Source organism: Wolbachia endosymbiont (group B) of Eupithecia inturbata (assembly GCF_964030915.1).
In the GTDB taxonomy this organism is placed as follows: Bacteria; Pseudomonadota; Alphaproteobacteria; order Rickettsiales; family Anaplasmataceae; genus Wolbachia.
Genome location: NZ_OZ034987.1, coordinates 992,683 through 1,019,380, shown reverse-complemented (window position 1 = coordinate 1,019,380; position 26,698 = coordinate 992,683). Strand labels below are relative to the sequence as shown.

At 33.8% G+C, this 26,698-nt stretch carries 22 protein-coding genes and 6 pseudogenes; 12 read left to right on the top strand and 16 right to left on the bottom strand.

Annotation, left to right across the window (positions count from 1 at the left end; translation table 11 throughout):
* Positions 1 to 107 precede the first annotated feature (107 nt).
* The 5 genes and pseudogenes from ACQH21_RS04895 to ACQH21_RS04875 all read right to left on the bottom strand — a co-directional run.
* Positions 108 to 368 carry a head-tail joining protein gene (locus ACQH21_RS04895; RefSeq protein WP_425384000.1) on the bottom strand — a complete coding sequence of 87 codons (261 nt, stop codon included), beginning with the start codon at positions 366 to 368 and terminating at the stop codon, positions 108 to 110.
* An 83-nt stretch (positions 369 to 451) separates the two neighbouring features.
* Positions 452 to 1,456: a major capsid protein gene (locus tag ACQH21_RS04890; RefSeq protein ID WP_425383999.1), complete on the bottom strand. Its 1,005-nt coding sequence runs from the start codon at positions 1,454 to 1,456 to the stop codon at positions 452 to 454.
* Between the two features lie 43 nt (positions 1,457 to 1,499).
* Positions 1,500 to 1,871 (bottom strand): head decoration protein, encoded by a 372-nt coding sequence (locus tag ACQH21_RS04885; RefSeq protein WP_425383998.1) that lies wholly within the window; start codon positions 1,869 to 1,871, stop codon positions 1,500 to 1,502.
* Complete coding sequence (locus ACQH21_RS04880) at positions 1,868 to 2,938, bottom strand: S49 family peptidase (RefSeq protein WP_425383997.1); 1,071 nt, start codon at positions 2,936 to 2,938, stop codon at positions 1,868 to 1,870. Before ACQH21_RS04880 ends, ACQH21_RS04885 begins: the two co-directional genes overlap by 4 nt.
* Positions 2,935 to 4,173 (bottom strand): annotated as a pseudogene (locus tag ACQH21_RS04875) (phage portal protein); the annotation flags it as partial. The pseudogene ACQH21_RS04875 and the gene ACQH21_RS04880, both read right to left, overlap by 4 nt.
* Before the next feature lie 84 nt (positions 4,174 to 4,257).
* Between ACQH21_RS04875 and ACQH21_RS04870 the strand changes: the two are divergent.
* Positions 4,258 to 5,369: pseudogene (locus ACQH21_RS04870) on the top strand (IS3 family transposase).
* Positions 5,370 to 5,404: 35 nt separating this feature from the next.
* Positions 5,405 to 6,635: pseudogene (locus ACQH21_RS04865) on the top strand (IS256 family transposase).
* A 59-nt stretch (positions 6,636 to 6,694) separates the two neighbouring features.
* Here ACQH21_RS04865 and ACQH21_RS04860 read toward each other — a convergent pair.
* The 4 genes from ACQH21_RS04860 to ACQH21_RS04845 all read right to left on the bottom strand — a co-directional run bounded on the left by ACQH21_RS04860 (position 6,695) and on the right by ACQH21_RS04845 (position 11,163).
* Positions 6,695 to 7,285, bottom strand: coding sequence for a Maf family nucleotide pyrophosphatase (locus ACQH21_RS04860; RefSeq protein ID WP_425383996.1), 591 nt, complete (start codon positions 7,283 to 7,285; stop codon positions 6,695 to 6,697).
* Positions 7,263 to 7,526 (bottom strand): translation initiation factor IF-1, encoded by a 264-nt coding sequence (gene infA / locus ACQH21_RS04855; RefSeq protein ID WP_425383995.1) that lies wholly within the window; start codon positions 7,524 to 7,526, stop codon positions 7,263 to 7,265. The genes ACQH21_RS04860 and infA overlap by 23 nt, the downstream gene beginning before the upstream one ends.
* 71 nt (positions 7,527 to 7,597) lie before the next feature.
* Positions 7,598 to 9,727, bottom strand: coding sequence for a hypothetical protein (locus tag ACQH21_RS04850; protein ID WP_425383994.1), 2,130 nt, complete (start codon positions 9,725 to 9,727; stop codon positions 7,598 to 7,600).
* A 158-nt stretch (positions 9,728 to 9,885) separates the two neighbouring features.
* Positions 9,886 to 11,163 (bottom strand): adenylosuccinate synthase, encoded by a 1,278-nt coding sequence (locus ACQH21_RS04845; RefSeq protein ID WP_010401253.1) that lies wholly within the window; start codon positions 11,161 to 11,163, stop codon positions 9,886 to 9,888.
* Positions 11,164 to 11,342: 179 nt separating this feature from the next.
* Between ACQH21_RS04845 and ACQH21_RS04840 the strand changes: the two genes are divergently transcribed.
* Complete coding sequence (locus ACQH21_RS04840; RefSeq protein ID WP_265025419.1) at positions 11,343 to 12,866, top strand: hypothetical protein; 1,524 nt, start codon at positions 11,343 to 11,345, stop codon at positions 12,864 to 12,866.
* Positions 12,867 to 13,237: 371 nt separating this feature from the next.
* Here the strand turns inward: ACQH21_RS04840 and argB are convergent, their stop codons facing one another.
* Together argB and yihA are read right to left on the bottom strand one after the other, a co-directional pair.
* On the bottom strand, positions 13,238 to 14,176 hold the full coding sequence (gene argB / locus ACQH21_RS04835; RefSeq protein WP_017531630.1) for an acetylglutamate kinase: 939 nt from the start codon (positions 14,174 to 14,176) through the stop codon (positions 13,238 to 13,240).
* Positions 14,151 to 14,747 (bottom strand): ribosome biogenesis GTP-binding protein YihA/YsxC, encoded by a 597-nt coding sequence (yihA, locus tag ACQH21_RS04830; protein ID WP_369800778.1) that lies wholly within the window; start codon positions 14,745 to 14,747, stop codon positions 14,151 to 14,153. Before yihA ends, argB begins: the two co-directional genes overlap by 26 nt.
* A 110-nt stretch (positions 14,748 to 14,857) precedes the next feature.
* Here yihA and prfA point away from each other — a divergent pair, with 110 nt between their 5' ends.
* The 4 genes from prfA (at position 14,858) to ACQH21_RS04810 (ending at position 16,775) form a co-directional block, all read left to right on the top strand.
* Positions 14,858 to 15,949, top strand: coding sequence for a peptide chain release factor 1 (gene prfA, locus ACQH21_RS04825; protein ID WP_010401258.1), 1,092 nt, complete (start codon positions 14,858 to 14,860; stop codon positions 15,947 to 15,949).
* Positions 15,950 to 16,067: 118 nt separating this feature from the next.
* Entirely contained in the window at positions 16,068 to 16,331 is a 264-nt protein-coding gene (locus ACQH21_RS04820) for a hypothetical protein (protein ID WP_264375588.1), read from the top strand.
* Positions 16,325 to 16,510 carry a hypothetical protein gene (locus ACQH21_RS04815; protein WP_264375589.1) on the top strand — a complete coding sequence of 62 codons (186 nt, stop codon included), beginning with the start codon at positions 16,325 to 16,327 and terminating at the stop codon, positions 16,508 to 16,510. The genes ACQH21_RS04820 and ACQH21_RS04815 overlap by 7 nt, the downstream gene beginning before the upstream one ends.
* Before the next feature lie 136 nt (positions 16,511 to 16,646).
* Positions 16,647 to 16,775 carry a hypothetical protein gene (locus tag ACQH21_RS04810; protein WP_353280588.1) on the top strand — a complete coding sequence of 43 codons (129 nt, stop codon included), beginning with the start codon at positions 16,647 to 16,649 and terminating at the stop codon, positions 16,773 to 16,775.
* A 97-nt stretch (positions 16,776 to 16,872) separates the two neighbouring features.
* Here the strand turns inward: ACQH21_RS04810 and ACQH21_RS04805 are convergent, their stop codons facing one another.
* Positions 16,873 to 17,802: an AEC family transporter gene (locus ACQH21_RS04805; RefSeq protein WP_064125222.1), complete on the bottom strand. Its 930-nt coding sequence runs from the start codon at positions 17,800 to 17,802 to the stop codon at positions 16,873 to 16,875.
* 254 nt (positions 17,803 to 18,056) lie between these two features.
* Complete coding sequence (locus tag ACQH21_RS04800; RefSeq protein ID WP_264686402.1) at positions 18,057 to 18,614, bottom strand: acetyltransferase; 558 nt, start codon at positions 18,612 to 18,614, stop codon at positions 18,057 to 18,059.
* Between the two features lie 16 nt (positions 18,615 to 18,630).
* Here ACQH21_RS04800 and ACQH21_RS04795 point away from each other — a divergent pair, with 16 nt between their 5' ends.
* Both ACQH21_RS04795 and ACQH21_RS04790 read left to right on the top strand, forming a co-directional pair.
* Positions 18,631 to 19,491, top strand: a complete 861-nt coding sequence (locus ACQH21_RS04795) for an MFS transporter (RefSeq protein ID WP_425383993.1) — start codon at positions 18,631 to 18,633, stop codon at positions 19,489 to 19,491.
* A gap of 47 nt (positions 19,492 to 19,538) precedes the next feature.
* A complete protein-coding gene (locus ACQH21_RS04790; protein WP_425383992.1) occupies positions 19,539 to 19,793 on the top strand; it encodes a hypothetical protein in 255 nt (84 codons plus the stop codon).
* Between the two features lie 396 nt (positions 19,794 to 20,189).
* Here ACQH21_RS04790 and ACQH21_RS04785 read toward each other — a convergent pair.
* Positions 20,190 to 21,005, bottom strand: a pseudogene (locus tag ACQH21_RS04785) (Mur ligase domain-containing protein); the annotation flags it as partial.
* Positions 21,006 to 21,057: 52 nt separating this feature from the next.
* On the opposite strand from ACQH21_RS04785, the pseudogene ACQH21_RS04780 reads away from it, so the two are divergent.
* Both ACQH21_RS04780 and ACQH21_RS04775 read left to right on the top strand, forming a co-directional pair.
* A pseudogene (locus tag ACQH21_RS04780) lies at positions 21,058 to 21,652 on the top strand (IS6 family transposase).
* A pseudogene (locus tag ACQH21_RS04775) lies at positions 21,564 to 22,794 on the top strand (IS256 family transposase). The pseudogenes ACQH21_RS04780 and ACQH21_RS04775 overlap by 89 nt, the downstream one beginning before the upstream one ends.
* A 40-nt stretch (positions 22,795 to 22,834) precedes the next feature.
* On the opposite strand, the gene ACQH21_RS04770 reads toward ACQH21_RS04775, so the two are convergent.
* Both ACQH21_RS04770 and ACQH21_RS04765 read right to left on the bottom strand, forming a co-directional pair.
* Positions 22,835 to 24,283 (bottom strand): ankyrin repeat domain-containing protein, encoded by a 1,449-nt coding sequence (locus ACQH21_RS04770; protein WP_425383991.1) that lies wholly within the window; start codon positions 24,281 to 24,283, stop codon positions 22,835 to 22,837.
* 69 nt (positions 24,284 to 24,352) lie between these two features.
* Complete coding sequence (locus ACQH21_RS04765; RefSeq protein WP_425383990.1) at positions 24,353 to 24,484, bottom strand: hypothetical protein; 132 nt, start codon at positions 24,482 to 24,484, stop codon at positions 24,353 to 24,355.
* Positions 24,485 to 25,393: 909 nt separating this feature from the next.
* Here ACQH21_RS04765 and ACQH21_RS04760 point away from each other — a divergent pair.
* Positions 25,394 to 26,629, top strand: coding sequence for a hypothetical protein (locus ACQH21_RS04760; protein ID WP_264685382.1), 1,236 nt, complete (start codon positions 25,394 to 25,396; stop codon positions 26,627 to 26,629).
* Positions 26,630 to 26,698 lie beyond the last annotated feature (69 nt).

Genomic DNA, 26,698 nt, shown 5'->3' with positions numbered 1-26,698 from the left:
TTTTATTTTTATTTCTCGGTTTGACACACTTTTTTGAACATTCCCTATTCACTAACTATAATCTGTGTACCGTTACACAAAATGTGAATTGGAAGTATTTTTTAATTTTATGATACAGCTTGAACAATTTTTGTAATTTTTTTGTTGACTTGCAAGACGGTATCTACCATTGGCCTCAATACATCAAAAACGTTTACCTCAAGAAAAAGCATCTCTCCCACAAATTGTCCTTCACCAATCTCGTATAATTTATCTGGCTGTTGCTTTAATACTTGTACCATATATGACTTATCCTTTGATTCATACAAAGCTACTTCTCCTAAATGGGCAAAACAATCTTTAAATAATCTCTTAATATTCTCTTGCACATTTCTCCGCTATATACTAACATTTATATGCTAAGAAGAGGTAAAGCATTCTTCTGCCTCACATCGCTTTATATTTGCTCTACCTATGTTGCAACGATCTTGACTAGTATTGCTGGACGGTGGCACATTGGCAGAGGGTTTGACTGCGTATGCAAATCAGTCCCTCTATCAAATCTTCTTGGCTCTTGTTTTGCATATAGTGGCTGCCCAAGAGTATTTACTGTCTCATTAAAGTCTGCTGGCGCAAAATATGTCGTAAATGTGCTTGCTGTTCCTACTGGAAAACAGTGCCCCGTATCCCTTTCTATAAATCTTCTCACGGTTCCTTCAGGATCGGTTGCTTGTCCTCTATATTCTTCAAATGTTATTCCACAGAACGTAAATCCTGATCTCATATCATTTCTTAGCGCTGCTCCTTCTTGCCATCTCTCATATGCTTCTTTCACTTTACTATGCGAAGTGAGTGCATCAAAAAACTCAGGGCTTACCAAGGCATGTACTCCTGTCATATATTCACCACTTAGATTATCTTCTATATGCCGGAGTACTTCCAGACACTTACGCTTTACATCTGTTGTTGCTGTTCCAAGGGCAAAATTTACTACTTTTGGTGTAATTTCAAATTCGTTGTACAGATTTAATAATTCTGACCCGTCAGCATCCAAAATTATTCCTTTGAGTGCTCCCATTCGCAAATGCTCTAATGTTATTGCATGTTTGTTTCTCATTGATTGCAAATGATCAGTTATTACATCTGCCAGCGCTTTAAGTTCACTCTCTGATCCAAATGCCCTTATTCCCTGTACTTCCTCTGGCAGCACTACATCATCATGAGGAATATGCGGAATTGTAAACGTTCTTACCTTTCTTTTTCCTCTTTTTCCTACTGTTGCTGGTGCTCCTGGCACTTGTGTTGGTAGTAAACTTAATACTCCATTTTGCTCTTCTATGGTAATATGTCTAAATCTTACTGACCTACTTGGAAATAAATTTAAATTTTCAACCCGTCCATAATTTATCGGCAATATATTCATCGCATTAGTTAGTGCCGTCATACTAAATGCTGGATTTGTAAATGGATTTTGCATTTTTTCTTTTCCCCTTTTGTGTTTTTTATTGTTTAATATAGCTTTAGACTGCTTTACGGATAATGATCCCTCGTGCTTCAAGTTGCTTTATTGCTTCAGCTTTCTGCTCTTCAGTGATATTTGCTGGCCATACAATTGCATGATCTACTAGCATTGCACTGCGAGCAATAATTACTTCTTTAGCATTTTCCTTTGCGTTTACATCACTTGAAATTACTCCTATTGCCGTTTGTGTGCCATCGGTTGCTGTTGGATTTAAGACCCTAATAAAACCATCTTCAGTCTTTTTAGCAACTACTGCACCAAGCTTGAGATTCTGTCCTTTGGCAACAGTTATTTGATCTCGTGAATATAAATTTGATGCTTCATATTTTAGAAGATCACCAAGGTTATTTTGTTCTGTTATAGTACTCATTTTGCTTTTCTCCCTTTGTTTAAATGCCTACGACTTTTCGCTACTTGCATCATCAAATCTTCCGGCGAATTCTGTGGTATTGCACTCAGTATCTCTGTCTTCTTCGTTCTCTCTGCAAGTAATTCCATTAAAACTTCCCTTGCTTGCTCAATACTTATACCCTGCTCAATAAATTCTCCTATTTTCTCTGGCATTCGTGATAAGTTACATAAACGCATTAATTCAAGAACTTCATTACGATACTTAGTTAAATTATCAGTTTCTAGGTCAGTTCTAGTTTGTTCATTCATAGTAGTACTCCTGTTTTTATTAATAGATTTAAACTCTGAAAGAATTGTAATTCCATCTGCAAGACCTATTTCTACTGCTTTCTCGCCAAAATATAGCCCTGCTTCTGTTGATTTGATTGCCTCTACAGAAAGGTTTCTATTGCGTGCTATTAGCTCAACCAGCATTCCATATAAACGATTCACTTCGCTTTTTAGGTTTTCTAAACTCTCAGAAGTTATTGGCTCATGTGGATTTAAATCATTTTTTCTACTTCCTGCAAATACTGTCGTATATTTTATTCCCTGTTTTTCATCAAACCCACTTTGATCTATATGACTTGCTATTACTCCTATGCTTCCTACTCCTGAAGTTCTACTCACAAATACCTTTTCAGCGCTAGAAGCTATAGCGTACGCTGCAGAATATGCATCATCATTTGCTATCGCTATTATCCTCTTTTTTCCCCTTGCACTGTAAATAAAATCAGCAAGGTCAAACACTCCATTGACCTCTCCTCCAGGACTGTCTATATCCAACAGGATTGTTTCTATATCACTATCTTCTATTGCTTGTGTAATTTGTGCTTCTATTTGATTATAGGAAGTCATTCCAAAAATATCATCAAAAGTTTCTGACTTTTTTGTCAAGATTCCATGTATCGGTATTATTCCTCTTTCACTATTTCTTACTGCATGTTTTATATTTTTAAAGATAGGCTGCTTTCCTGTTTGTAGTGACAGTAATTCAAAACTCCTTGGTTCTACCATTACACATCTGTTTAGCCATTGTTGTTTCATATCACCTCTTGATTGGCCGTAACGTCAGAATCAAAACTTAAGCCCAGTTCACTTGCACGTCTTTGATCTTCAGCAATTTCCTGCTCAATTTCTTCTACATCGTAACCCATTTCTGATACTACTTCTGATCGACTCTTAAATCCATTTCTTACTGCCATTTGCTGTGCTTGCTGATCTTTTAGCGGATCGACCCAATCAAATCCCTGTGGTATCCATTTTACTTCTTTTTTTGCTCCTTCTTTTCCCTTTGTCCATTCTTCACCTATGTCTAGTTCTCCAGAAAGTAGTGCTAACTCTAACCATCTATCCCATACAGGACGGCAAAACTGAAATACCATTATGTTATGCTGTAACATTGTACATCTCCTACGAAACTCTATTAATCCTGCTCTGATTGATGAATAATTAACGCCACTTAGATCCCCAGTTAGTTGCTCATATGTTATTCCTGTACCTATTGCTATTGCTCTCAGCTGCTGTCTCATGAATGCTTCATAACTTCCTCCAACATCCGATGGTTCTGAAAATTTTATATCTTCTCCTGGGTCTAAAAGCTGCATTGTTCCAGGCTCTAAACCAGATAGTGCTACTCCTTGCTCATTACTTTCACCTTCTCCTAAAATATTTGCTTCTGGATCGAGTCTCGTAATAAATCCTGCAAACATCGCCGCTGTCTTTTTTCTCACTAGCTCTGCATCATCGTATTGATCAAGCTCATAGAGCTTTAGCAGTATATTAGAAAGCCATGGCTCTCCCCTAATTTGCCCAGGTCTTAGTGGTCTATAGATATGTAAAACATCGTTTGCTGGTACTCTTACTGATTCTCCAAACGTACTTTCACCAGGGTGTTCTTTAAATAGGTAGTATGCTTCCCTTTGCCCAAGTCTATTGAACTCAATCCCGTTTCTTATTACATTACCATTTGCTAAAGTTTGATTTGTTTTATTATCTAAGTGTTCAGATTCAAGCACTTGTAATTGCAACGGTACACACAGACCATCTCCAGGTTTTCTTGTTCTTAACCGTATGAAACATTCCCCGCCTTCTATCATGCTCCTACAAACCAGTGCTTGCAGTCCATAAAAATCATTTACTCCACTACTGTCTGCTTCATCTGTCCATCTCAGCCATAACTCTTGCACTCTTTTCCGAAACTCTGGATCTTTAGCTTTTGATTGCGGTTTTATTCCTGTTCCAATCGAGTTACTTACTATTGTATCAATGATATTTGCTGCATTATTGACCTTACCCAGAAAAAGTAGACAGAAAGTTAAGACGTTTTTGAAGTAAAATAAAACGTTTTTTCAAAGAGGTGTGGTATGACAAAAAGAAAAGAATATACAGCAGAATTCAAAATTGAAGCTATAAGACTAGTAAAAGAAACAGGTCAATCATCAGCAAAAATAGCAAGAGATTTGGGTATTAGCGGTGATTCATTAAGCAGATGGGTAAAAACATACAATGATAGAATGTCTGGAGTAGATGCGTTTCCAGGAAAAGGGAAAGTAGCTCATTGTGACAAAGAAAAGTTTGATTTAAAGAAAGAGCTGGCAAGAGTAACGAGGGAAAGAGACATTTTAAAAAAAGCCCTGGGATATTTTGCAAACCAAAAAGAGTAAAATATTCTTTTATAAAAGAACATGAAAACTGCTATAAAATACGGGAATTATGCAGATTTTTGAACGTATCTGCTTGTGGTTATTATAAATGGATTACTAAGGAAAAAAACAACAAAAAATCAATAAGAGAAGAGCTCATACAAGATATTCAGAAGGTATATCGAGCATCACAATGCAGATACGGAGCTCCTAAAATTCACGCTGAATTAAAGGCTTTAGGTAAAAATTATAACATCAAAACAGTGCAAAATGTTATGCAGAAAAATGGCATTCAAGCTAAGCTTAGACGAAAGTTTAAAAGTAAAAAACCACAAATAGACAATAGAGTTATAACTCCTAACATATTAAATCAGAATTTCATCGCTGATCAACCTAACAAGATATGGGTAACTGATATTACGTACATAAAAACTAATGAAGGATGGTTATATTTGGCAGCAATAATAGATTTATATTCACGCATGGTGATTGGCTGGTCAATGAGTAATGCAGTAAATAGGCAATTAGTTATAGATGCGTTATTCATGGCTATTGGTAGGCGCAAATCTGCTAAAAATCTACTATTTCATAGCGATCAAGGATCGCAATACACCTCTAAAAATTATCAATTTTTACTAAGTACAAAAAATATTACTTCTAGTATGAGTCACAAAGGTTGTTGTTATGATAATGCTGTTTCAGAGAGCTTTTTTAGTTCACTTAAGAGAGAGTTACTCATTGATACTTCACAACACTCTGCACAACAAGCTAAAACCGCAATATTTGAATATATAGAGGGAATGTTCAAAAAAGTGTGTCAAACCGAGAAATAAAAATAAAATAGAAACAAAAAATAGAGGTTTGATATATGAGTTACAAAATAGAAAATGGAACGACTGGCCTGGTAGATTACAAAGAGCTGGAAGCAAATATACTGTCATCAATAAGGGAAGGTAAACCATTGATGGGGAGAGATGGAGCATTAACACCATTTGTAAAAAGGCTGCTGGAAGCAAGTCTAGAAGGTGAAATAGAGCATCATTTATCCAATGAAAGAGAAGAAAAGAATCGAAGAAACGGAAAGAATGGCAAAACTTTGAAGACGAGTATTTGAACTATTGACACCAAGAGATAGAGAGGGAAGTTTCGAACCACAGATAGTGAAAAAAAGGCAAACAAGCTTACATCCAGAACTTGAAACAAAGGTCTTGAACATGTTTGCAAGCGGTGTGGGATACAGGGATATAGCATCCTATGTGGAAGAAATCTATGACCATAAAATATCTGCAGCAGAGATATCTGGAATTACAGATAAATTACTGCCTATAATCAATGAATGGAGGAGTCGTCCCCTACAATCAGTATACCCGATAGTATTTATGGATGGGATGTTTTTTAAGGTCAAAGAGAATGGACATTGCATAAGTAAATGCATGTACAATATATTAGGAATAGACCAAAATGGCAGAAAAGAAGTACTGGGTTTTTACTTAGCAGAAAGTGAGGGAGCTAACTTCTGGCTAGGCGTATTAAATGACTTAAAAGAGAGAGGAGTAGAAGACATTTTGATAGCTTGTGTTGACGGTCTGAAAAGCTTCCCTACAGCTATAAATAGCGTATTTCCCAATGCTGAGGTACAGTTATGCATTGTGCACCAAATAAGAAATTCACTAAAATACGTATCCAGCAAAGATATAAAAGTTTTTATGAATGATTTGAAAAAAATATACCGTGCTACAAGTAGAGAAATCGCCGAAAATTATTTACTTGAACTGGAGGAAAAATGGGGTGAAAAATATCCTTTAGTCATAAAATCGTGGCAAAACAATTGGGAAAATTTGTCTAGTTATTTTAAGTATTCTGGCCCTGTTAGAAGGCTAATTTATACCACCAATCCAATTGAGGGGTTGCACAGACAAATCAGAAAATTTACTAAAACCAAAGGTTCATTTACCAGTACAAATGCCTTGTACAAATTGGTATATTGTGCTATAAAAAAGATAGAGCAAAAATGGGCTATGGCTTTGCCTAATTGGGCTCTAACTATATCTCAACTTGATATCTTTTTTCCTGATAGGTTAAAAATTGAGTTGAACTAAAAATTCGCTTTGACACACTTTTTTGAACATTCCCGAAAAACAAAAAAAGGACAGTGGTATTAGTATAGGTTAAAGTAATTACTTAGCAAGCAATGGGTTTCATGTAATGGTAACCCTATTACAGAAGAGTATGAGCCACGTAAAAATAATACAAACATTCCTGCAAGACCTTGTATGTTGCACCCCCCTGCCCTGTTTTTCCACTCTTCTGATGCTAAATAATATTTAATTTCTTGTTCGCTGAGACGCTTAAATTTCACTATTGTAACTACAGTCCTAATATGCTGTTTAGATTGATCAGGAGTTAATAAACACACACTGGTGTATACTCTATGCCTTCTTCCTGATAACAAGCGAACGCATTTTTCTGCTTGCTCAACGTTTTCAGCTTTGAGCAGTATCCTTCTACCACAAGCAACAACTGTATCAGCACCAAGCACAAAGTAATTTGGATTTGAACTTTGTGTTTTCTCAGCTTTACTTTTTGCCATACGGATTGAGTAATCTCTTGGAAGTTCCTTTTTTAAAGGAACTTCATCTATGTCTGCTGGCAAAATTAAACCTGGCTCAATATTTATTTGTTTTAGTAAAGCTATACGCCTTTTCGATGATGAAGCAAGAATAAGATTATTTAGAGATCGTCCTGTCACTTGTACCTTTAAGCCTTCTAATTATCCTACCCTTTTTTGCATTCCTATCATAAACACTCATCTCAACCAACACCCTATCGCCTATAATTATGCGTATTTTACTTCTTCTCACTTTCCCTGATACATGACAGATAATCTCATGTTCATTGTCCAGCTTCACTCTAAATTCTGCTGCAGGTAGTAAAGCAGTTACTGCCCCTTCCACTTCAAAAAGTGTTTTTGATTTGTCTTCTTTTATCATTGTCGTATTATAATTTAATAATCTTTTTCAGTCTACTATAGATTTTAAATTATTATCAATACAGGAGATTTTTATACTCTACTTGAGTATTGCTCTTGCAACTTAACTCCAATCATCTCCTTAACAATGCAAGAGGAAAGCGAGCTACCTACGCTTCTACTCTCTACTACCTTCTCAATAGAAGTTATGTTAGAAGATAAATCATTATCACAATTTTCCTCATCGCTATCAAGTTCACTATCAAAACTTGAAGATCTGGATAACTCTGTCTTCTTTTGTGAGGCACTATCAGGCTCACTAAAAACGTTTCCTGCTAGAGTATAAAATTGATGATTGAAGCTTCTTTGTTCAATAGAACTCATGTTAGAAGATAAACCATTATCACTACCATACCCGCCATCAGAGCTTGAAGATCTGAGTAACGTCATCTTTTCTTCCAGTGGAACACAAGACTCATTATTAGTCTCATTAAAAATATTTCTTGTTGGAGTATAAAATTGATTATTGAGGCTTCTTTGTTCATCAGCATGAATTTTTTCTCCCAGTCCATCAGCTATTTCTACAACTTTATCATCCCATTCATTCTCACACTCTAGCTTGCTTCTTAACTCTTCAACTTCCCATGCTAGTTTGCATATCCCTTGTTCATAAGATTCCAGTTGTGCTTTATGCTCATCTTTCAACTCTTGCACTTGAAGTTTTAAATTGCTTATATACTTCTCCTTTTCCTTCATTATGTGTGCTGCTTCTTTTAATTTGTCTTCTAACTCCTTCTTTTCTGTATTAACACCTTTTAGCTTACCCTCTAGCTTTCCTTTTGCTTCACATACATTTTTAAGTTCTTGTGCTTTCTCTTGTAACTCTGCTAACACACTTGCTAACTTTTCATCTTTTTGTGCCAGTTCAGTTTGCAATTCCGTGTTTTTTCGCTCTTCTTTTCCAAAACTGTTTTGTAAATCAGTTATTTGTTGTGAAGCAATTTCTGGTTGAGTTTCAGTGTGCTGTAAATTGGCTTCCAATGCATTGCTATTAATAGAAGGAGAAGAAGGAAGGCTATTATCAGCATCAACTTTATGATCTAACTTCCCCTCTGGTTCCTTACCTTGATAAGCCACCATAGATTCATTGTAAAGATTAATAGGAGTAGCCCTATTCTCTTCTAGTGATTCCATTACAGCATCATATAAGGAGAGACCTTGAATATATAATTCATCGTTTTGCTTTATTAATTCTAGAATCTCCTTCGATGAAACAAAATCTTCACCATTAAATTTTAGTATTTCAGTTATGCCATCGCTACTCACATTCATAATCATGGTACACATTCCTGATCCATCTTTTGCAGCCCAAGTGCTTGTCATTTCATAATATGCACCTTCTTTAAATTCATAATATCTTTTCTTATCTTTTTTATGAGCGTGTATTTCATGTTTTTTATTGCAATAGATATTCAGTTCTTTAATATCTTTCTCTTGCTGTAAAACGTCACTAATCTTTGTTGGCTCACTATTGTCGTAATGAGTAAGGTTAATATTCAAAACTTTATTATTATTGTCAATTTCTTCACAGTAAACTTGAAAGTCCTCTTTCCATTTTCCAAAATACCTACTTGCAACTTCTTTTCCTTCCTTTACTAACTCTATGTATTTACCTATATTTTTCTCAAAGTCCTCATTAACAGGCTTTTCTCTTTCTTTTACTGCTTCATCCACATACATTCGCTTAAAATCATTATCACCTATTAGATTACTAAAACGCCAATTACCATAAGCTTTTTGTATATCAGTAAAGTCCATCTTTTCTCTCAAAAGCGCTAATAAGCTTATCTTATCTCTCAAATTTTCTAACTCACAATCGAGAAAATCATCGAAACTGCATAACTTTTTATACAGTTCCCTATCTTCTATAATTGAGCGAAGAAATTTCATTATAGTAAGGTTCTTAATGGAAGGCTCATTTTTTTCTGCATCATTAATATAGCTTTTGAGAAATTGAAATATACCAAGCCCATCACTATCTTGGACAAACTTCTCTCTATCATTAACACAATTGTTGCCCTGTGATGAACATAATCTATTATGCAATTTTTGCAAGTCATGTATTGACTTAACTACATATTCTGCAACTGACAATTCTCTCAGCTGATCACTTGTTTTTTCCGCTTTTACTGCTTTGTCTCCCTTAGTCAAACCTGCAATCATAATACGCCTCCTTTAACTATGTTTATATTATAACAATCAACATGTATTTAAGAAAAATCACACTGCTCACTGTACGTTTACGCTGCTACTTTGCATAATAGATTGCTTGAAGTCACACAAGTATCGTTTTTTATTAGATAAAAGTTAACAAGACGTTTTCATAGATTTTTAAGCTTAATAACATCCTCTCTATTGGGACTAGTTGAAATTAGATGAATTGGTACACCTATTAATTCTTCTATTTTTCTCACATATTTCATCAAATTTGCAGGTAATTCCTTAACTGACCTTTTGCCTTGAGTTTTCTCTTTCCAACCAGGAAATTCTTCATATATTGGCTCTAATTCTTTTTGTATTGAATGTGATGCGGGTAAATAATCATACATTTTTCCGCCATACTTATAACCAGTGCCTATTTTAATAGTATCAAAAGAATCAAGAATATCTAATTTGGTTAATACAATGCTTGAAACTCCAGAGAGTTGTACGGCCTGGCGCACTAAAACTGCGTCAAACCATCCGCAGCGCCTTCTTCTATTGCTTACTGTTCCAAGTTCCTTACCTATAGAAAATAAGCTGTCTCCAATCTCGTTATTTTGTTCAGTAGGAAATGGACCATTACCCACTCTTGTTGTATACGCTTTTGCTACACCAATAATGTGAGCATTGTAGGATAATCCTGAGCCTGTTATCGCTTGCGATGCTACGGTATTACTTGAAGTAACAAAAGGGTAAGTTCCGTGGTCGATATCTAAAAATGCGCCTTGAGCGCCTTCAAATATTATTTTCTTACCTTCTTTCATAAAATCATTTAGTATCTTCCACACAGGTTTTTTATATAAAAGAATTTTTTCTGAAATCTCTTGAATTTCCTTTAATATTTCTTCTTTTTTAACTACCTGGTAGTTAAGTCCTTTTCTGATAGCATTATGGTAACTCAGGAGAGCATCCACTCTTTGATTGAGCTCATCTGTGTTTTCTAAGTCACAAAGGCGTATAGCTCTCCTGCCAACTTTATCTTCATAACATGGCCCTATCCCTTTGTTTGTTGTACCAATTTTGTGATTTCCGTTTAAATCTTCAAATAGCTTTTCCTTGTCCTTATGTACGCTAAGTATTAATGGACAGCTCTCGGATACCATCAAGTTGTTATAGTTTACGTCCACTCCTTTAACTTTCAATGACTCTATTTCTGAGACTAGAGCATGTGAATCAAGAGCAACACCGTTTCCTATAATAGATATTTTGTCCGCTCTCAAAACAGCAGAGGGCAGTAAATTTAATTTATAAACCTCATCATCTATTACTATAGTGTGCCCTGCATTATTTCCTCCCTGAAATCTCACAACTACATCTGCATTCTCAGAAAGATAATCTACTATTTTACCCTTGCCTTCGTCACCCCATTGCAGACCAACAATTACAATATTATTCATCACTATTTTCTAGATTAATACGTAAATATTAATGCAGCATGCTACAAATGAAAAGAGAAATCTACGCCTTTCCTATATCCCTAAAATAAAGAAATAGACTATCGACTTTTTTATATATTATAAAATTATTCATCATTATATGGTACAACTTACAGCATATTTATAGTAAGGTGTTAATTATGAAAGAGGCAAAGAAGAGTCCGGTAGTTAGATTAAAGGCCACAGCTAAAGAATTCAATTTTAGTAAATTAAGAGCAGATCAAGATAATAAATTAGCGAATTCCGGTGAAACAATGTTCTTAGATTTTCAAAGAATGAATTTTATTATTAATGAAAAAGAAATAGATAAAAATTTTATTATTGCATTTAAGGAAGGAGCTAAAGATTATAAAAATGAGATTTTTAACCGTGATAATTTTGATAACCTCTCTGAAGAAGGTAAAGCTTTTATGGAACCAGTACTTAAGGAGCTTGATCAAGATAGACTATCTGAAGTTTGGGAAAATCATTGTAATAGCCCTACAGTTGCTGATGAAAAAAAAATTGATGAATATAGAAAGGAATTTGAGAGATTTTATAACGCAGGGAGAAGCTCTTATCATCTATTCTCCAAAAAAGATTACCGTGCATTAGCAAAGGAAATTTTCAAGGAAATGTTCAGGTACGCTGGGGCAGAAGTTCCAAGTAATGCTATTTTAGAAGAGCTAGTCACCAATTGTAATCAAGCAGGGTATGAAGCTGGTATATTTAATGAATCTCATGCAGCACTCAGTAGTTGTAGCTTGATTCCACATAGTCCTAAAAAAGCGCTAAACATTTACTGCACTGATCACAACCACATAAAAGTGAAGTCTGATATGGCAATGCCTATAACCACGCTTAACAATCCGAAAGAGAAAATATGTGACCTATCCAGCTCATTAGAATTCACACTTGAATCTCAAGATAGCAAAAATGGTATAATATATAAAGAAGGTAAGTTATCACTTACTATTCCTGAAGAGCTAAAAAACTATAAAGATAATGGCAAGAGCTTGTTTGACATTATTAAAGAATATTTTCAGAAATTCTGTGCAGAACTAGGATTTAAATATGAGACAAAAATACAAATAGAGCATGACTTAGGTACTCAAATCAAAGTAAATAACTATTTAGATGGTACGATATCAACCATAGGATCAGATGCAAATGAAGAATTTATTAATCTTTTAAGCAAAAACCTCAGAGAGAAGTTATTGGAATCAGGAGTTGCTCTAGGAGGTGAAGATGTTGATGATATTATTGAAGTCAGAGTATCTGCAGTTATGGATCTACTGCGTGATTATACTAAATTGGAAGATAATAAAGAAAACAGAGAGTTATTAATAAGTGAAGTAGCAGATAATTTAGGGCTTTCCACTCAAGATAAAACAGCATCAGAAGTATTGATGGAATTAAACTCTTTACCTTCTTCGATAAAAGGTCAGGTTAATCATAATCAAGTGCAGTTTGTTGTAAATATTTTTACCAATTTAATTGTTGAAGGAAAAAGCGAAGTATACAAAGAAAAAAATGCAATTGATGCAATTCATCAGAAGATAGATAAGGCAATTGTTGAACAAGAAAAAAGAGCAACCAACAAACAAGATATAGAGAATGATAAATGGACAGATAAAATAAAAAAACAGAGATTATCTATGGAATCACATGGGCATTTGCATTAAAGATACTGTGTACAGAGGCGTAGTATGCTCAATTTTCGCCTTTCATTTAAAGCACTCAAATTGATCAAACACACTCAATCCAAAGCGTTTGTAGATTCGATATCTTGAGTAACTTGACGCAGAGAGAATTGTATACCTTAGTCAACTTTTCTAGCGGTATCCATAAGGTAAATCATTATTTGAGTGTTACACCCAAGCCCTCTTTATTTTCATCTGTTATCAAGCTAAAAATACCATTTGCTTTCATTATGTATACGAAACTATTATGCTTGCAAGAAAAAAAACCCTAAAAAACTGGAAAAGAGAATAGGAATTTGACATAAGCTATTCCCAAATTTTCAATGTTCATATGGTTATAAGCAGTACAGCTATTAATCATCCATTATTGATATACCTGAATTATTCTCAGTAAATAAATCAAGTATAATGTTAGGTACTCTACCATCAACTATGTGAACAACCCCTGCACATTCTTCTACCATTTTAGTATATGACATAAGCCTTTCAACAAATTTTTCTCCTTTAATTTTTCCACAATCAATCGATTCTTTTAAATTTTTAATCAAGACTCTTCCATTGCCAACTTTGTTTATTTCTTCATCTGTATCACTCAAGATTATCATTTTAGATGCGTAAACTGCAAGTGCAATTGCACTTGCAGTGCTATCAGTATCAATATGATATGTTTCTCCATTTTTTCCATAACCGATAGGTGCAATAACTGGTATAGAATCTGATTCTTCAATAAAGAATAATATATCAGGATTGATTTCAGTTGGTCTACCGATAAATCCCATGTCTAGTATTTTTTCAATATTATTTAATCTATTTTCCCTAAGCGTAGTGCTTATCTTTTCAGCTTTTATGAGGTTGCCGTCTTTTCCACATAGTCCAATGGCTGAACCACCAGCAGAATTTATATGCTGAACAATTTTTTTATTAATTGAACCACACAGTGCCATTTCAATGATTTTCATAGTGCTTTTGTCTGTAAGTCTGACACCATTTATAAACTTATCATTCATACCTAGCATTTTTAACACTAAGTTAATTTCATATTCTCCGTCATGAACTACCACCGGATTTATACCAAGCTGTTTCAACAGAACAACATTATGCGCAAAAGCACTAAGCAGCGTTTCATCTGAGATTATTACACTGCTGCATTTGATGATAAAAGTTTCGCCTACAAATTTAGGTATGTTAGACAGAACTTCAAATAATATTTCTGTTTTTTCCTTCAATGGCATCTTACCATTTAAAGATTCATCACTTTTCATTTTTTTATCTTGTAAATTTGAAAAACTCATCTCTTACCTTGGTGATTTTATGCTTAACACGAATGCTTATTTGATGAATTGATACATGTTCATTATTAACCCACTTTTGAGTATTTTCTAGAATAGCATCTAGACTTTCCTGATTCACTTTATCTATTTTTGTTAGCACAATATTAAAGTTAATATTATTACATATTAACCAATAAACAAAGTCTTTGTCTATTTCTTTTAATCCTACCTTGCTATCTATAAGCACAAACACTCTTTTTAGATTTCTCCTGTGAATTAGATAGTACTCAATTAGGTTTAAGTATTGTACTGCTTCTTCCTTGCTTGCACAAGAATAGCCATAACCCGGTAGGTCGACAATCCTAAACTTATCATTGTACATAGAGTAAAAATTTATTTGTCTAGTGCATCCAGGTTTAGAAGAAACTCTTGCAGCTTTTTTGCTGTTTATCAGCAAGTTGATTAAACTTGATTTTCCTACGTTTGATCTACCAGCAAATGCAATCTCTGGAGCCGACTCATCTGGTAATGATTTTTTGTCTGAAGCTCCAAATATGAAGCTGCAGATTGATGTTATCTGTTTTGCCATTATACTTAGGTAGAAATATTCGAGACAATTATAGTGTTATTGCTTGATATAAGAAATTTTTTATTTCAGTATATATTACTTACTTAAACAGCTGAAAACTAGACCTGTACTATATGGATATAGAGAATAATTTACAAGACTTAAAAAAAAAGTTTTCTGATGTAGAGAGAAATCTGGAAAACCCTACCAATTTGAGTCAAAAAGAATTCGTTAGTTTTTCAAAGGAATACTCTGAACTCAGACCAATTATCGAGATAATCGATGAATATAATATATTAAAAGAGGAAATTTCAGATTTAGAAGAAATCATGAAAGATGAGAACAGCGATGGTGATATAAAAGAGTTAGCAAAAGAAGAACTTCTTGAGAAGCAAAAGATACTATTACCGAAAGTAAAAGCAAAACTAAAGTTGGCATTATTACCCAAAGATGAAGATGACTCAAGAAATGCAATATTAGAAATTAGAGCAGGCACAGGCGGAGAAGAAGCAGCATTATTTGCAGCGATGTTATTTCGTATGTATCAAAAATATGCAGAAAGAAGAAATTGGAAGTTTGAGCCAATAAGTATTTCTAATACAGGTATAGGTGGCTATAAGGAAGCTTCTGCACTCATTAATGGAACAGAAGTTTTTGCAAGACTGAAATTTGAGTCAGGGGTGCACAGAGTACAAAGAGTGCCAGAAACTGAATCCTCAGGAAGATTGCACACTTCCGCAGCTACTGTTGCAATATTACCTGAAGTAGAAGAGGTTGACTTTGAAATAGAAGAAAAAGATTTACGCATAGATGTTTATAGATCCAGTGGTCCTGGAGGGCAATCAGTGAATACAACTGACAGCGCAGTAAGGGTCACCCACTTGCCAACAGGGATAGTTGTAATACAGCAAGATGAAAAATCGCAGCACAAAAATAAGGCTAAAGCGCTCAAAGTGTTGAGAGCAAGGCTATACGAAATTGAAAGACAAAAAAAAGAAATGGAAAGGTCAACAATGAGGAAAAGCCAAATTGGTTCTGGAGATCGCTCTGAACGTATAAGAACTTATAACTTTCCACAATCAAGAATAACAGATCATAGAATTAATCTCACTTCACATCGACTAGAACAGATTATAAAAGAAGGTGAACTAGATGAATTTATTGAGGCATTGATTTCACGAAATGAAGCAGAAAGGTTGACTGGAGGGGGTAATGTTACTTTTTGATGGAAATTTGAAACAAAGCATAGGTATCAGGTTAAAAAGAAGTAAAGTTAGTTGTTCATAAGGTTGACAATTATTTAAATTTATGCTATAATTAGCAGCTCTATAACTTACAGAAACCATGGAAGTTGACTTTAATCAATATGTTAATAGTAACACCTTAGAGTTAAATAATCTATATGTATATATGGAAAAGCTAGTAAACTTTTTACAGAAAAAGCAAAATATTACAAGCTTGACTTTATCTAATTGTTATATTGATGCTCAGTGCGGAGAAGTTTTAAATGAAGCATTAGAGAATATTAATCTTCCAAATATTACTGAGTGTAAATTAACTTCTAGCATTATTGGCGCAGAAGGCTCAATAGCAATCACTAAATGTTAAAGAATGGTAACTTTCCAAATCTTATTAAACTTGATTTAATTTCTAATGATATTGATGTTGAAAGTGAAATAATATTAATGAGTGCGCTAAGGGGTGGTAGTTTTTCAAATATTAAAGAATTTAATTTACTTTATGACAACGTCTGCAACGAAGGCATAGCAGCATTACGTGAATCATAGAACAACAATATGCTTCCAAATCTTATTAAGTTTAGTTTTCCCTTTAGTATTACTAATGATAACAAAGATATGGAAATGTCAAGCGAATACCTATTCGGTTAATAGCATCATATAGAAAAAGGCAAGTTACATTTATTTGTTGCTGCTCATAGAACATCCAAATTCAACTATAGACCTGCTAAAAGGTGTAGGAAATCTTACTGCTATTGACATTATTGCGAAAATTCCATCAATTGATAACTTCCTATTCTGTGTAAAAAAATAAGAAAGGAGAGGAAAAAAGGATTAGTTTCTTTTATGATTATCCAAGAAGTCTAGTCTAAATTCAAGTTTTGTGAATAGGCTAGCGCTTAAATTTTTGATCAAAAAGGGACAAGTTTAGTAAAAAATAATGATATTATAAGTGGAACATAAAATAGTCCCACTGCAGTACTAATTAGGAGCAATAAAGTAGCTTTATCTGGTTGGTAATTTAAAATATTAGCAAGTATTATACTGGATCCAGAAATCGGAATAATAGCCAGTAACATCAGTGCTTTATAGATGCTTTCATCGTATATACCTGTAACATGCTTGTCTAGCAAGACAATTCCCAAAACAAATGACGGCCAGAATATGTACTTTGCTACAATAGTGGTCAAGGCAAGCTTCCAATCTACTTTAAAATTTGTAATTTGTGCAATACTTACTCCAAGCAGCACCATTCCTAATGTGATAAATGTACTTCTGATATTTATCATAACATCTGTCAAAAAAGTGGGTATTTGTATATCATATATACTTAAAAAGAAACCTAGAATCATTGCATATAATGAGGGAAGTTTGAGTAACTTTAATACGCATTCTTTTGCAGTATAGATACCATTTGCAGCTATATAAAATCCCAAACTATTTTCAAATAGTGCCATTCCTATGTAACAGACAACATACACAGACACTGAATCTTCATCAAATAAAGCCATGGCAATCGGTAGACCAAAATAACCCATACTTGTGCTGCCCGAGCTAAACGCTAATATGTTTCTCGTGTTGTCCTTAAATAAAAAAGAAGAAAGATAATACACTGATAAGGACATAGTACTACCTATAAACCATATCAAAATCGGCAGAGAAATTACTTTTAAATTAACTTCTGTATGAGATACTCCGTATAAAATCACTATTGGATTAGCTATATAAAAGAGTATTTGAGATATAGTATTTCTATCAATTTTAAGATATCTTCCTGCTAAGTAACCAATAAGTATTGTAATGTAAATAGGTAATATTTTGAGGAAAAGAGTAAAGAACATACTAGCCTATTGTGATATCTTTGCTGATAAAGTGATATTAGATTTTAAGGTATTGTAAAAGTAAGTAAAATTTATTTTCCAATTAATCAAGTTCATAGTTAGTTAAAAAAAGATTCACTGAGTGCCAAAATTTGTTCTTATATAGGACTTAATAATGATATTTTTATGATTAAATTATGTTAAGTTTGTATAAAGCTCCTTGTATATTTTTATAAACCACTTGTAGTAATTTAGGTAGATTGTTGAAAAAACACTCATCTTGAATGGTTCTCAGGAATTCTTGCCTTAATCATTAAAATCGCACTATTACTTTCCATAATTTTTTTAAAGCCAACTTTTTCGTAAACACGGATTGCACAAACATTTGCTATACCTGGGTCGACAAAGGCATTCTCATAAACTTTAAAGACAAATTTGTTTAAAAATATATTCAAAGCTTGTGAACCAACTCCTTTACCTACATAATTCAGCTCTCCGATATACCAGTCTATAGCAGCACAACTTTCTGGAAGTTCTAAAGTGTTATAGACCTGTTCAGGTGGGAAATCATGTTTGTTGTAATATTGAATATAACCAATATCAACTCCATCACAATTAATAATGAATGCGTGCATTGGTTTTTCAATAATTTGTGTCTTAGATTTCAAACGTTTGAATCCTTTAACGTAGTTGCTATATTTTTTCTCAATTAACTCTGGTGTCCAATTTATATCCGCATCCCACCACTTCTTTATATGGTGTGTTTCTACCCATTTTAATAATAGTGAAAAATGTTCTTCTTTCAACGCTTTAAATGTGATATTTTTATTCATTAATTAAAGATTTTAAGTGTTACTACCGTTTTTATTAATTCTATCTCTAATTGCTAAGTTCATTGAAATTGATATTTCTGTACCTAGTTTTCCTGATATAGTACGCTATTTTAACGTACCGGAAGGCACAATTCAATTAACTATTGCTTATAATTTTTTAGGCGTTTGCATAGGAGGGTTATTTTTTGGTCCATTGTCTGAATGCTATGGCAGAAGAAGGATGATGATCATAGGCAACACTTTGCTACTCATCGGTGCTGTTGGCTGTGTTTTTGCGCTGTCAGTTTCTTGGCTTTTAATCTCTCGCTTTATTCAAGGCATTGGTGTTAGCACATCTGTAGTTGTGTTTGCAATTATTGCAGACAGCTATAAAGGCAACGAAGCAGTAAAATTTATTGGAATCATGAATTCTATTCTCACAGTTCTCATAGCAATTGCACCAGTATTAGGCAGTTTCATCAACAAAATTGTTGGGTGGCGTGGCAACTATGCAACTGTTGCAATACTTTGTTTCATCTCTTGGGTTTTGCTGCTTTTTCTGTTACCAGAAACAAAAAAGGACCGTGATATTTTTAGTCTAAAAAAAATGATGAAAGACTATAAAAAATTATTATCAAGTTCAAAATTTATGGTGTTGTCTTTGGCACAGAGCCTTTTTTCTGCGGCTTATATGTCATTCATTACTTGTGGCCCTTTTTTGTATATGGAAACTTTTGGTTTATCCAGCACTATTTATGAGCTACATCAAGGTGCAATGGTTGGGTCTTTCTCACTAATTAGCCTGTTTTCCAGTAAGATCTTAAAGAAACTTGGAGCAATTTGGTGTGTAATTTCCGGTACAGGCGTAATTGCTATTGGATCCCTATCACTTTTATAATATTCAGTATAATCATGCCCAGTGCTTACTACTTAGTAACGCTGTCTATGGCTATTTTTTGTATTGGCTGTGGAATTTGTCAAGCAGTCATTTTCAATGCATCATTAAATATTTTCCCTGAAATGAAAGGTACAACTTCTTCTGCAATTTCATTTATTAGAGCTTCTATCATGGCTATTTTTATCGGCTTAACAAGCTACGTTTACGATGGTCAAGCAACCAGTGTAGCTATTCTTGTTTTTTTTGCAGTAGTTCTAATTTACTGTCTATTTATTGTTTTCAAGATCTGGAAAAATCTATAATCACCATATAGATCCTTCTCATTTCTAGTTATTGCGGTAATATGTATTGCAATTTTGCCGACTGCTCTAAATGTATCTCTTCCACATCACCTAGTCTATATTAGTTAACAAGTATGAGCTTGCTCATGCGTCTAAAATTTGAGAGCCAACTTTCAACAATCCAATCAAATTCTAACTTTCTTTAAAATACTGTTTCTTGCTGTTTTTATACCCTAAAAAATTTAGCTTACTTTTACGCTAGCTTGTTCAAATAGCATTAGTACGATTTACTTTTTTTGAATGTAGAGATTTTCTAGGGATTGTCCTCTTAAATTCTATAGTATCTTGTTTAACATTGAAACGAGAATCCAGTTTCAAGTATTGAGGTGATGAAGAAAGGGCTGCTTTTATTCCACCCCTCTCAACTACTCGAGTAGTGGACAATGGAATACGATTACTTTCGTTTATACTAATCAGCACGTCAAATTCTATGCTATTATTGTGTTGTTTGATGTTGCTAGCTCTAATTTTACCATTTCCAAACCAAAACTTTATAGAATTACTCGCATCATGATTGATGTCTGCAGAATCAGGCAAAATAGCAAAATTCGCGTTGTTTACAAATCTAGAAAACGCATTTTTGATTTTGTTAAATGTACCGTAATGGTCTATATGGTCATCATTAATACTTGTTACAACAGCAATATCTGCAGGAATTTTTAACATAGTTCCATCAGACTCATCAGCCTCAATTAAGAAAATGTCACTTTTGCCAAGTTTTGCATTACTCTGATAGGAATTTAATATTCCTCCAACAATTACAGTGGCGTCAGCACCAGAATGATCAAAAATGGAAGCAATCATAGCTGTCGTCGTCGTCTTGCCACTTGAACCTGAAACTGCTATCACATATTTACCTTTCATAATTTTAACCAGCATGTCTGACCTATGCAAAACGGTTTTATTGTTATTTCTTGCTGCAACTAGCTCCACATTATCAGGTTTTATTGCGGAAGAATGTACAACTATTTGAGCTTGTCTAATACTACTTGCATCGTGACCAATATAGACCTCTATACCTAATTTTTGTAACCTATCTATATTGTCGTTTGATCGCGTATCACTGCCTTGAACTTTATAACTGGAATTATGAAGAATTTCAGCAATTGCGCTCATTCCAATTCCACCTATACCGATTATATGTATTACTTCTTTTTTAGGGTTCTGTCGCATTTGTAGGGAAGTAGAAAGAAGAATGATATAATTGTCTAAAAAAAAAGCAAAGATGTTTCGTATCAATCAAAAATTGTTGCCATATTTCAAAGGATTTAGCTTTTCAGCGGATGTTATCTGTATACATGAAATGTCGATTCTCTTTGAGCTATCGAGATTTGGAAGAAATGATGAGTATAAGGGGAGCAAAATGCTACGTTACAAAGGTGGGTTATCACCACTGATAGATGAGGCAGTAAGGAAAAGAAAGAAGCAGGTTGGTAGTAGTTGGAGAGACTTACATTAAATTAAACGGTAAATGGGTTTATTTATATATTGTAGACTTCCTCTTGTGTGTTAGTAGAGACAAGTCTGCAGCACTTGCATTCTTTCGTAAAGCCTTCAGGAGTAACTATCTTCCTGAGAAAATTGTAATTGATAAAAGCGGCAGTAATACTGCTGCTCTTGATGATTTGAATGCAGAAATTTCTGAAGATTACAGTTCTTGGGAATGTTCAAAAAAGTGTGTCAAACCGAGAAATAAAAATAAAATAGAAACAAAAAATAGAGGTTTGATATATGAGTTACAAAATAGAAAATGGAACGACTGGCCTGGTAGATTACAAAGAGCTGGAAGCAAATATACTGTCATCAATAAGGGAAGGTAAACCATTGATGGGGAGAGATGGAGCATTAACACCATTTGTAAAAAGGCTGCTGGAAGCAAGTCTAGAAGGTGAAATAGAGCATCATTTATCCAATGAAAGAGAAGAAAAGAATCGAAGAAACGGAAAGAATGGCAAAACTTTGAAGACGAGTATTTGAACTATTGACACCAAGAGATAGAGAGGGAAGTTTCGAACCACAGATAGTGAAAAAAAGGCAAACAAGCTTACATCCAGAACTTGAAACAAAGGTCTTGAACATGTTTGCAAGCGGTGTGGGATACAGGGATATAGCATCCTATGTGGAAGAAATCTATGACCATAAAATATCTGCAGCAGAGATATCTGGAATTACAGATAAATTACTGCCTATAATCAATGAATGGAGGAGTCGTCCCCTACAATCAGTATACCCGATAGTATTTATGGATGGGATGTTTTTTAAGGTCAAAGAGAATGGACATTGCATAAGTAAATGCATGTACAATATATTAGGAATAGACCAAAATGGCAGAAAAGAAGTACTGGGTTTTTACTTAGCAGAAAGTGAGGGAGCTAACTTCTGGCTAGGCGTATTAAATGACTTAAAAGAGAGAGGAGTAGAAGACATTTTGATAGCTTGTGTTGACGGTCTGAAAAGCTTCCCTACAGCTATAAATAGCGTATTTCCCAATGCTGAGGTACAGTTATGCATTGTGCACCAAATAAGAAATTCACTAAAATACGTATCCAGCAAAGATATAAAAGTTTTTATGAATGATTTGAAAAAAATATACCGTGCTACAAGTAGAGAAATCGCCGAAAATTATTTACTTGAACTGGAGGAAAAATGGGGTGAAAAATATCCTTTAGTCATAAAATCGTGGCAAAACAATTGGGAAAATTTGTCTAGTTATTTTAAGTATTCTGGCCCTGTTAGAAGGCTAATTTATACCACCAATCCAATTGAGGGGTTGCACAGACAAATCAGAAAATTTACTAAAACCAAAGGTTCATTTACCAGTACAAATGCCTTGTACAAATTGGTATATTGTGCTATAAAAAAGATAGAGCAAAAATGGGCTATGGCTTTGCCTAATTGGGCTCTAACTATATCTCAACTTGATATCTTTTTTCCTGATAGGTTAAAAATTGAGTTGAACTAAAAATTCGCTTTGACACACTTTTTTGAACATTCCCGAAATTTTATATCTTCCTCCATATTCTCCAGATTTTAACAAAATTGAACATTCCCCCTTTTTCTCCTTGAGGTATTCCTAAATTCCTTGTTCTATCTGTGATTTTTGCAACATCTATTATACTATCCTCTGAGTATTCTAAGTAAGATACACTGTTATCGATTTTTCCATCACACAGTTGACCACTGGTAGCATCCTTTGCAACTCTAAAAAATTCTTCAGCATAATTAATGTACTCTACATGAGCCTTGATTACATTAGCTTTATGATCTTTAAACTCTCGTTCTATTGTATCAATGACTTTTAAACTATCTGAGTTTTTTAACTTTGCTCCTCTCGATATTAATGCACATACTATATCACTGGCAATTCCATAGCTTCCTTCTAGCTGAGCAATTTTTTCTAGTACGTGATCTGCAAAGTAATAATCTTTGTCTTTAGCAAAATTTAATCTCATTCCAGAAGCTATAATCTCATTTACAACTTCCTGTAGTTCAATCATGCTTTTAGCTTTTACTACCTTACTCAAAAACTTATTTAGCTTAGCAAGTTGATTTGTTTGATACATCTCTGATAAGAGACTATCACATTTTTCACAATTATCTTGCTTATTACCTACAAAGTCAGTTGCTCCTGCTTTTAAGAGTAAAGCTTTTACATCAGGAAATTGACAAAACGGCCAAATTGAACTATCACCCTTAACATTTAAAACTATCTTTAAATCTTGGTTATTTTTATGTTTATCTAAAAATTTTTTCAGATCTTCAACACCTGGACCATAAGGATTATCCCAATCTTCATCAGAATCTGTAGCTTTAACCATTTTACGTAGTTGGTCTCTTAACTTTTTTTGGTTGTCAGTTAAAAAACACTCTATAATATTGTTGCTATCAATTGCAATTTGCAGTGGGGTTTTTCCATTGTTATTTTTTATGTTTAAATCAGCTCCTTTGCTTATGAGTAAATCCATAACCTTTCTGCTATAATCATTACAATTAGCAGCATAATAGTGTAAAGGTGTATTACCTTTTTTATCTTGTATATTTGGATCAGTTTTTGCATCTAAGAGATACTTTAGACCTTCATACTCACTGGAATAAATAGCAGTATCATGCAAAAGTGTTTTACCTTTATTATCCTGCATATTTAGATCAGCACCAGCTTTGAGAAGAGGATGAATGGCTTCATCGTGTGCGACAAACACATTCAATACTGTTGTTCCTAGATGCCCTCTTTTTAGATTAAGAACGTACTTCAGGTCTTTATTTTTCTCGTTACTTTCTAAAAACTGCTTAAGATTTGAAAATGAGTCATAATTCCCCATATTAAAATCTTTTATAATACTATTGAGTAATTTTTGATTTAACTTTTTTTGACTCTCTTCCAGTTTTAAGTTAGGTGCATGAATAAGCCACTCATCTATTAAATCCTCTAAGTATTTTTTATCATCTATCAAACTTCTATCAGCCCAAAGTAAACCTCGCTTAATGAATTCATAATAACTATCTACTGGTAATTCAGTTGCTTATGTTTTTGGGCTACCTATTTCTGAACACTCTTGTCCAGCACTTAGGTCACACTTCAGTTTTTGCTCATCAGTGTGTTTGCTTTGTTCACTGATAGGTTCTGCAATATATTTTACTGACCCTGTACCCATATTACCTGCTAGCTCTAGATATAGAATATATTATATAGAATGTGTAGTATGTGTCAAACTAATTTCAACATAATCTTTTTACTACTCATATTTTTGTTAAGTTTTTATGGTGAGTACTGCTAGGTTAAAAGTTGTTTATTACTGGAAGTTTTAGCCAATTTTACTATAGATCAACAAAATTGAGAACACCAGCTATATTTAATATATAGGAATATGATGCTTTAAAGGAGTACAAAAACTGCTGAAGCTTATACAGTAACCTGCGGAGCTACTTCAGCAGAATAAACAAACATATGCTAGTATTAGTAGAGAATTATTTATAAGTCAACTAACTTTTTAAAAAAATATTTTAGTGAAGATACCATGCTAGCTAGTGTTATAAGGAATTGAATTATTGACTCTTCCTAAGATTGCAAAAAAGGTCGTATATTTGTGAGAACAAGCCGCGTAAAAATAAGGTTATAAAAATAGAGGATTTAAATTATTTCTATAAGCTTGAGCAAATTAGTTCGTATGTAGATATGGATGAAATGAGCTAATATGGCTAGTTTTAGCGCATAGTAAAATTATTATAAAGAAAAGTTCGTATGTATCGTTTGGTAGACCATGCCATCCCAAGAAAAACACTTCTCACCGACTTTGATTTTGAACGCTGGAAGTGGTTATTTTACTTGAGATCTTAATAATATATTTTGCTAAATTAATACTAGTTTATTTTAGAATAATCACTAAGGTAGACTTATAAAAAACAGAATTAAAAAATGAACAAAAGATCGTATATTAAGACTATTAAGAGCCTTTTACTGAAAACCACTTTAGGTTAGAAAATTTTTCTCAAATAGTAATTGACAGAGTTTTAAAGGTAGAGCAATATTCCTAAAATATATTAAATCTTGTTAAGGGGTAAGTATGGATTACGAAGATGTACAAAAGATATTACTAACGTCTATTAAAGAAGATGATCCTCATAAAGGGCTTAAAGAGTTAGAGATTAAAAGATGGTGTATTGCATATCAGACATTGCTGAATAAATGGGGTAGAACAATAATACCACCCCTTTTTAAGAAAGTTTTAGAAGATGAAACTTGTTGGAAGATAGAAGATGCTTCAGGACAAATTAGACTCAATAGGTATACTTTCGGGGAAAAATTGTTAGCCTTGAAAACTTTGGATGGGCAAAGAAGTCTTATTAGACCCTTTGATCGCTACAAAATAGCCTGCTGGTGTTGTTTTGAGGACGAGATAAGAGCTATTTTTGAAGAATTTAAATTAACATTAGGTGGTAAACCAGTAGAGAGTTTAGTTAAGGGATGTGATAAAGGGGCTTTAATGATCTATTGGTCACATGCTATGAATAACCAAGAACATCAGTTAGAATTAAATAATGAGCATCCATACGTTTACGCTTTTAAATGTGCAATGCTGGAAAAGCATGTTGAAGCTTTGGAATTCTTCTGGAATAAGTTACAGTCAATTGGTTCTGTATCCCCAAAAAGGAAAGAAGATTTATTGATGGAGGTAGCATATAATAAAGGGCGTTTTTCCACTGACGATGTTGGTATGGTTGATTTCTGTCTACGTTACCTTCATGAAGATAAGTATCATGAGTTATTGAAAAGGGATTTTAAACAACATGGGTGTTATTATACTTTAAGTATATTAAGAAGAAACCATTCTTTCGAAAATGCTAGAAAGCTATTTGAACATTTAAAGCCAGAAGATTTATCTCCTGAAGCTTACAGTACATCAATGTTTTCAGCATTAAACTCGCTTGTTTCTGCACCAGATGATAATTGTGTTAAATCTGGCAGTGACATGCTCACCTCTATGTGGAATTGTCCTGGCTTTGAGTCTCATAGACAACACTTTTTGCATGAGTTAAGTGGACAGTACTCACCGTCCAGATATAGAGTTGGTTGTTTAATTGAAAGGAATATGGCTATTGAGATATTGTCAGAAATTATCAATTCACTTAGTCAAGAGCAAATACAATATATTATGGATAAAGATAAGTCAAGGTATGAGGTATTTGCCAAGGTTAGAAATAAGCAACTAGTTGGTGGAGGTGGTGATCAGTTGCCAAGTTCATCATTAGATGTAGAAACTATACAGCAGAAGGTAAGTGGTGTTAGAGGCGAAGTGTAGAGTTTCTCTTTTTAAAAATTCAGTTACTTAGACTTAAACGAAAGCATGCAAAGAGCTTAGTGAGGATAA

Bases quoted from the DNA above. Each gene is read 5' to 3' on its own strand.
- ACQH21_RS04890 (WP_425383999.1), bottom strand. From the start codon at position 1,456: ATGCAAAATCCATTTACAAATCCAGCATTTAGTATGACGGCACTAACT.
- ACQH21_RS04885 (WP_425383998.1), bottom strand. From the start codon at position 1,871: ATGAGTACTATAACAGAACAAAATAACCTTGGTGATCTTCTAAAATAT.
- ACQH21_RS04880 (WP_425383997.1), bottom strand. From the start codon at position 2,938: ATGAAACAACAATGGCTAAACAGATGTGTAATGGTAGAACCAAGGAGT.
- infA (WP_425383995.1), bottom strand. From the start codon at position 7,526: ATGATAAAAGAAGACAAATCAAAAACACTTTTTGAAGTGGAAGGGGCA.
- ACQH21_RS04850 (WP_425383994.1), bottom strand. From the start codon at position 9,727: ATGATTGCAGGTTTGACTAAGGGAGACAAAGCAGTAAAAGCGGAAAAA.
- ACQH21_RS04845 (WP_010401253.1), bottom strand. From the start codon at position 11,163: ATGAATAATATTGTAATTGTTGGTCTGCAATGGGGTGACGAAGGCAAG.
- ACQH21_RS04840 (WP_265025419.1), top strand. From the start codon at position 11,343: ATGAAAGAGGCAAAGAAGAGTCCGGTAGTTAGATTAAAGGCCACAGCT.
- argB (WP_017531630.1), bottom strand. From the start codon at position 14,176: ATGAGTTTTTCAAATTTACAAGATAAAAAAATGAAAAGTGATGAATCT.
- prfA (WP_010401258.1), top strand. From the start codon at position 14,858: ATGGATATAGAGAATAATTTACAAGACTTAAAAAAAAAGTTTTCTGAT.
- ACQH21_RS04820 (WP_264375588.1), top strand. From the start codon at position 16,068: ATGGAAGTTGACTTTAATCAATATGTTAATAGTAACACCTTAGAGTTA.
- ACQH21_RS04815 (WP_264375589.1), top strand. From the start codon at position 16,325: ATGTTAAAGAATGGTAACTTTCCAAATCTTATTAAACTTGATTTAATT.
- ACQH21_RS04805 (WP_064125222.1), bottom strand. From the start codon at position 17,802: ATGTTCTTTACTCTTTTCCTCAAAATATTACCTATTTACATTACAATA.
- ACQH21_RS04800 (WP_264686402.1), bottom strand. From the start codon at position 18,614: ATGAATAAAAATATCACATTTAAAGCGTTGAAAGAAGAACATTTTTCA.
- ACQH21_RS04790 (WP_425383992.1), top strand. From the start codon at position 19,539: ATGGCTATTTTTTGTATTGGCTGTGGAATTTGTCAAGCAGTCATTTTC.
- ACQH21_RS04765 (WP_425383990.1), bottom strand. From the start codon at position 24,484: ATGGGTACAGGGTCAGTAAAATATATTGCAGAACCTATCAGTGAACAA.
- ACQH21_RS04760 (WP_264685382.1), top strand. From the start codon at position 25,394: ATGGATTACGAAGATGTACAAAAGATATTACTAACGTCTATTAAAGAA.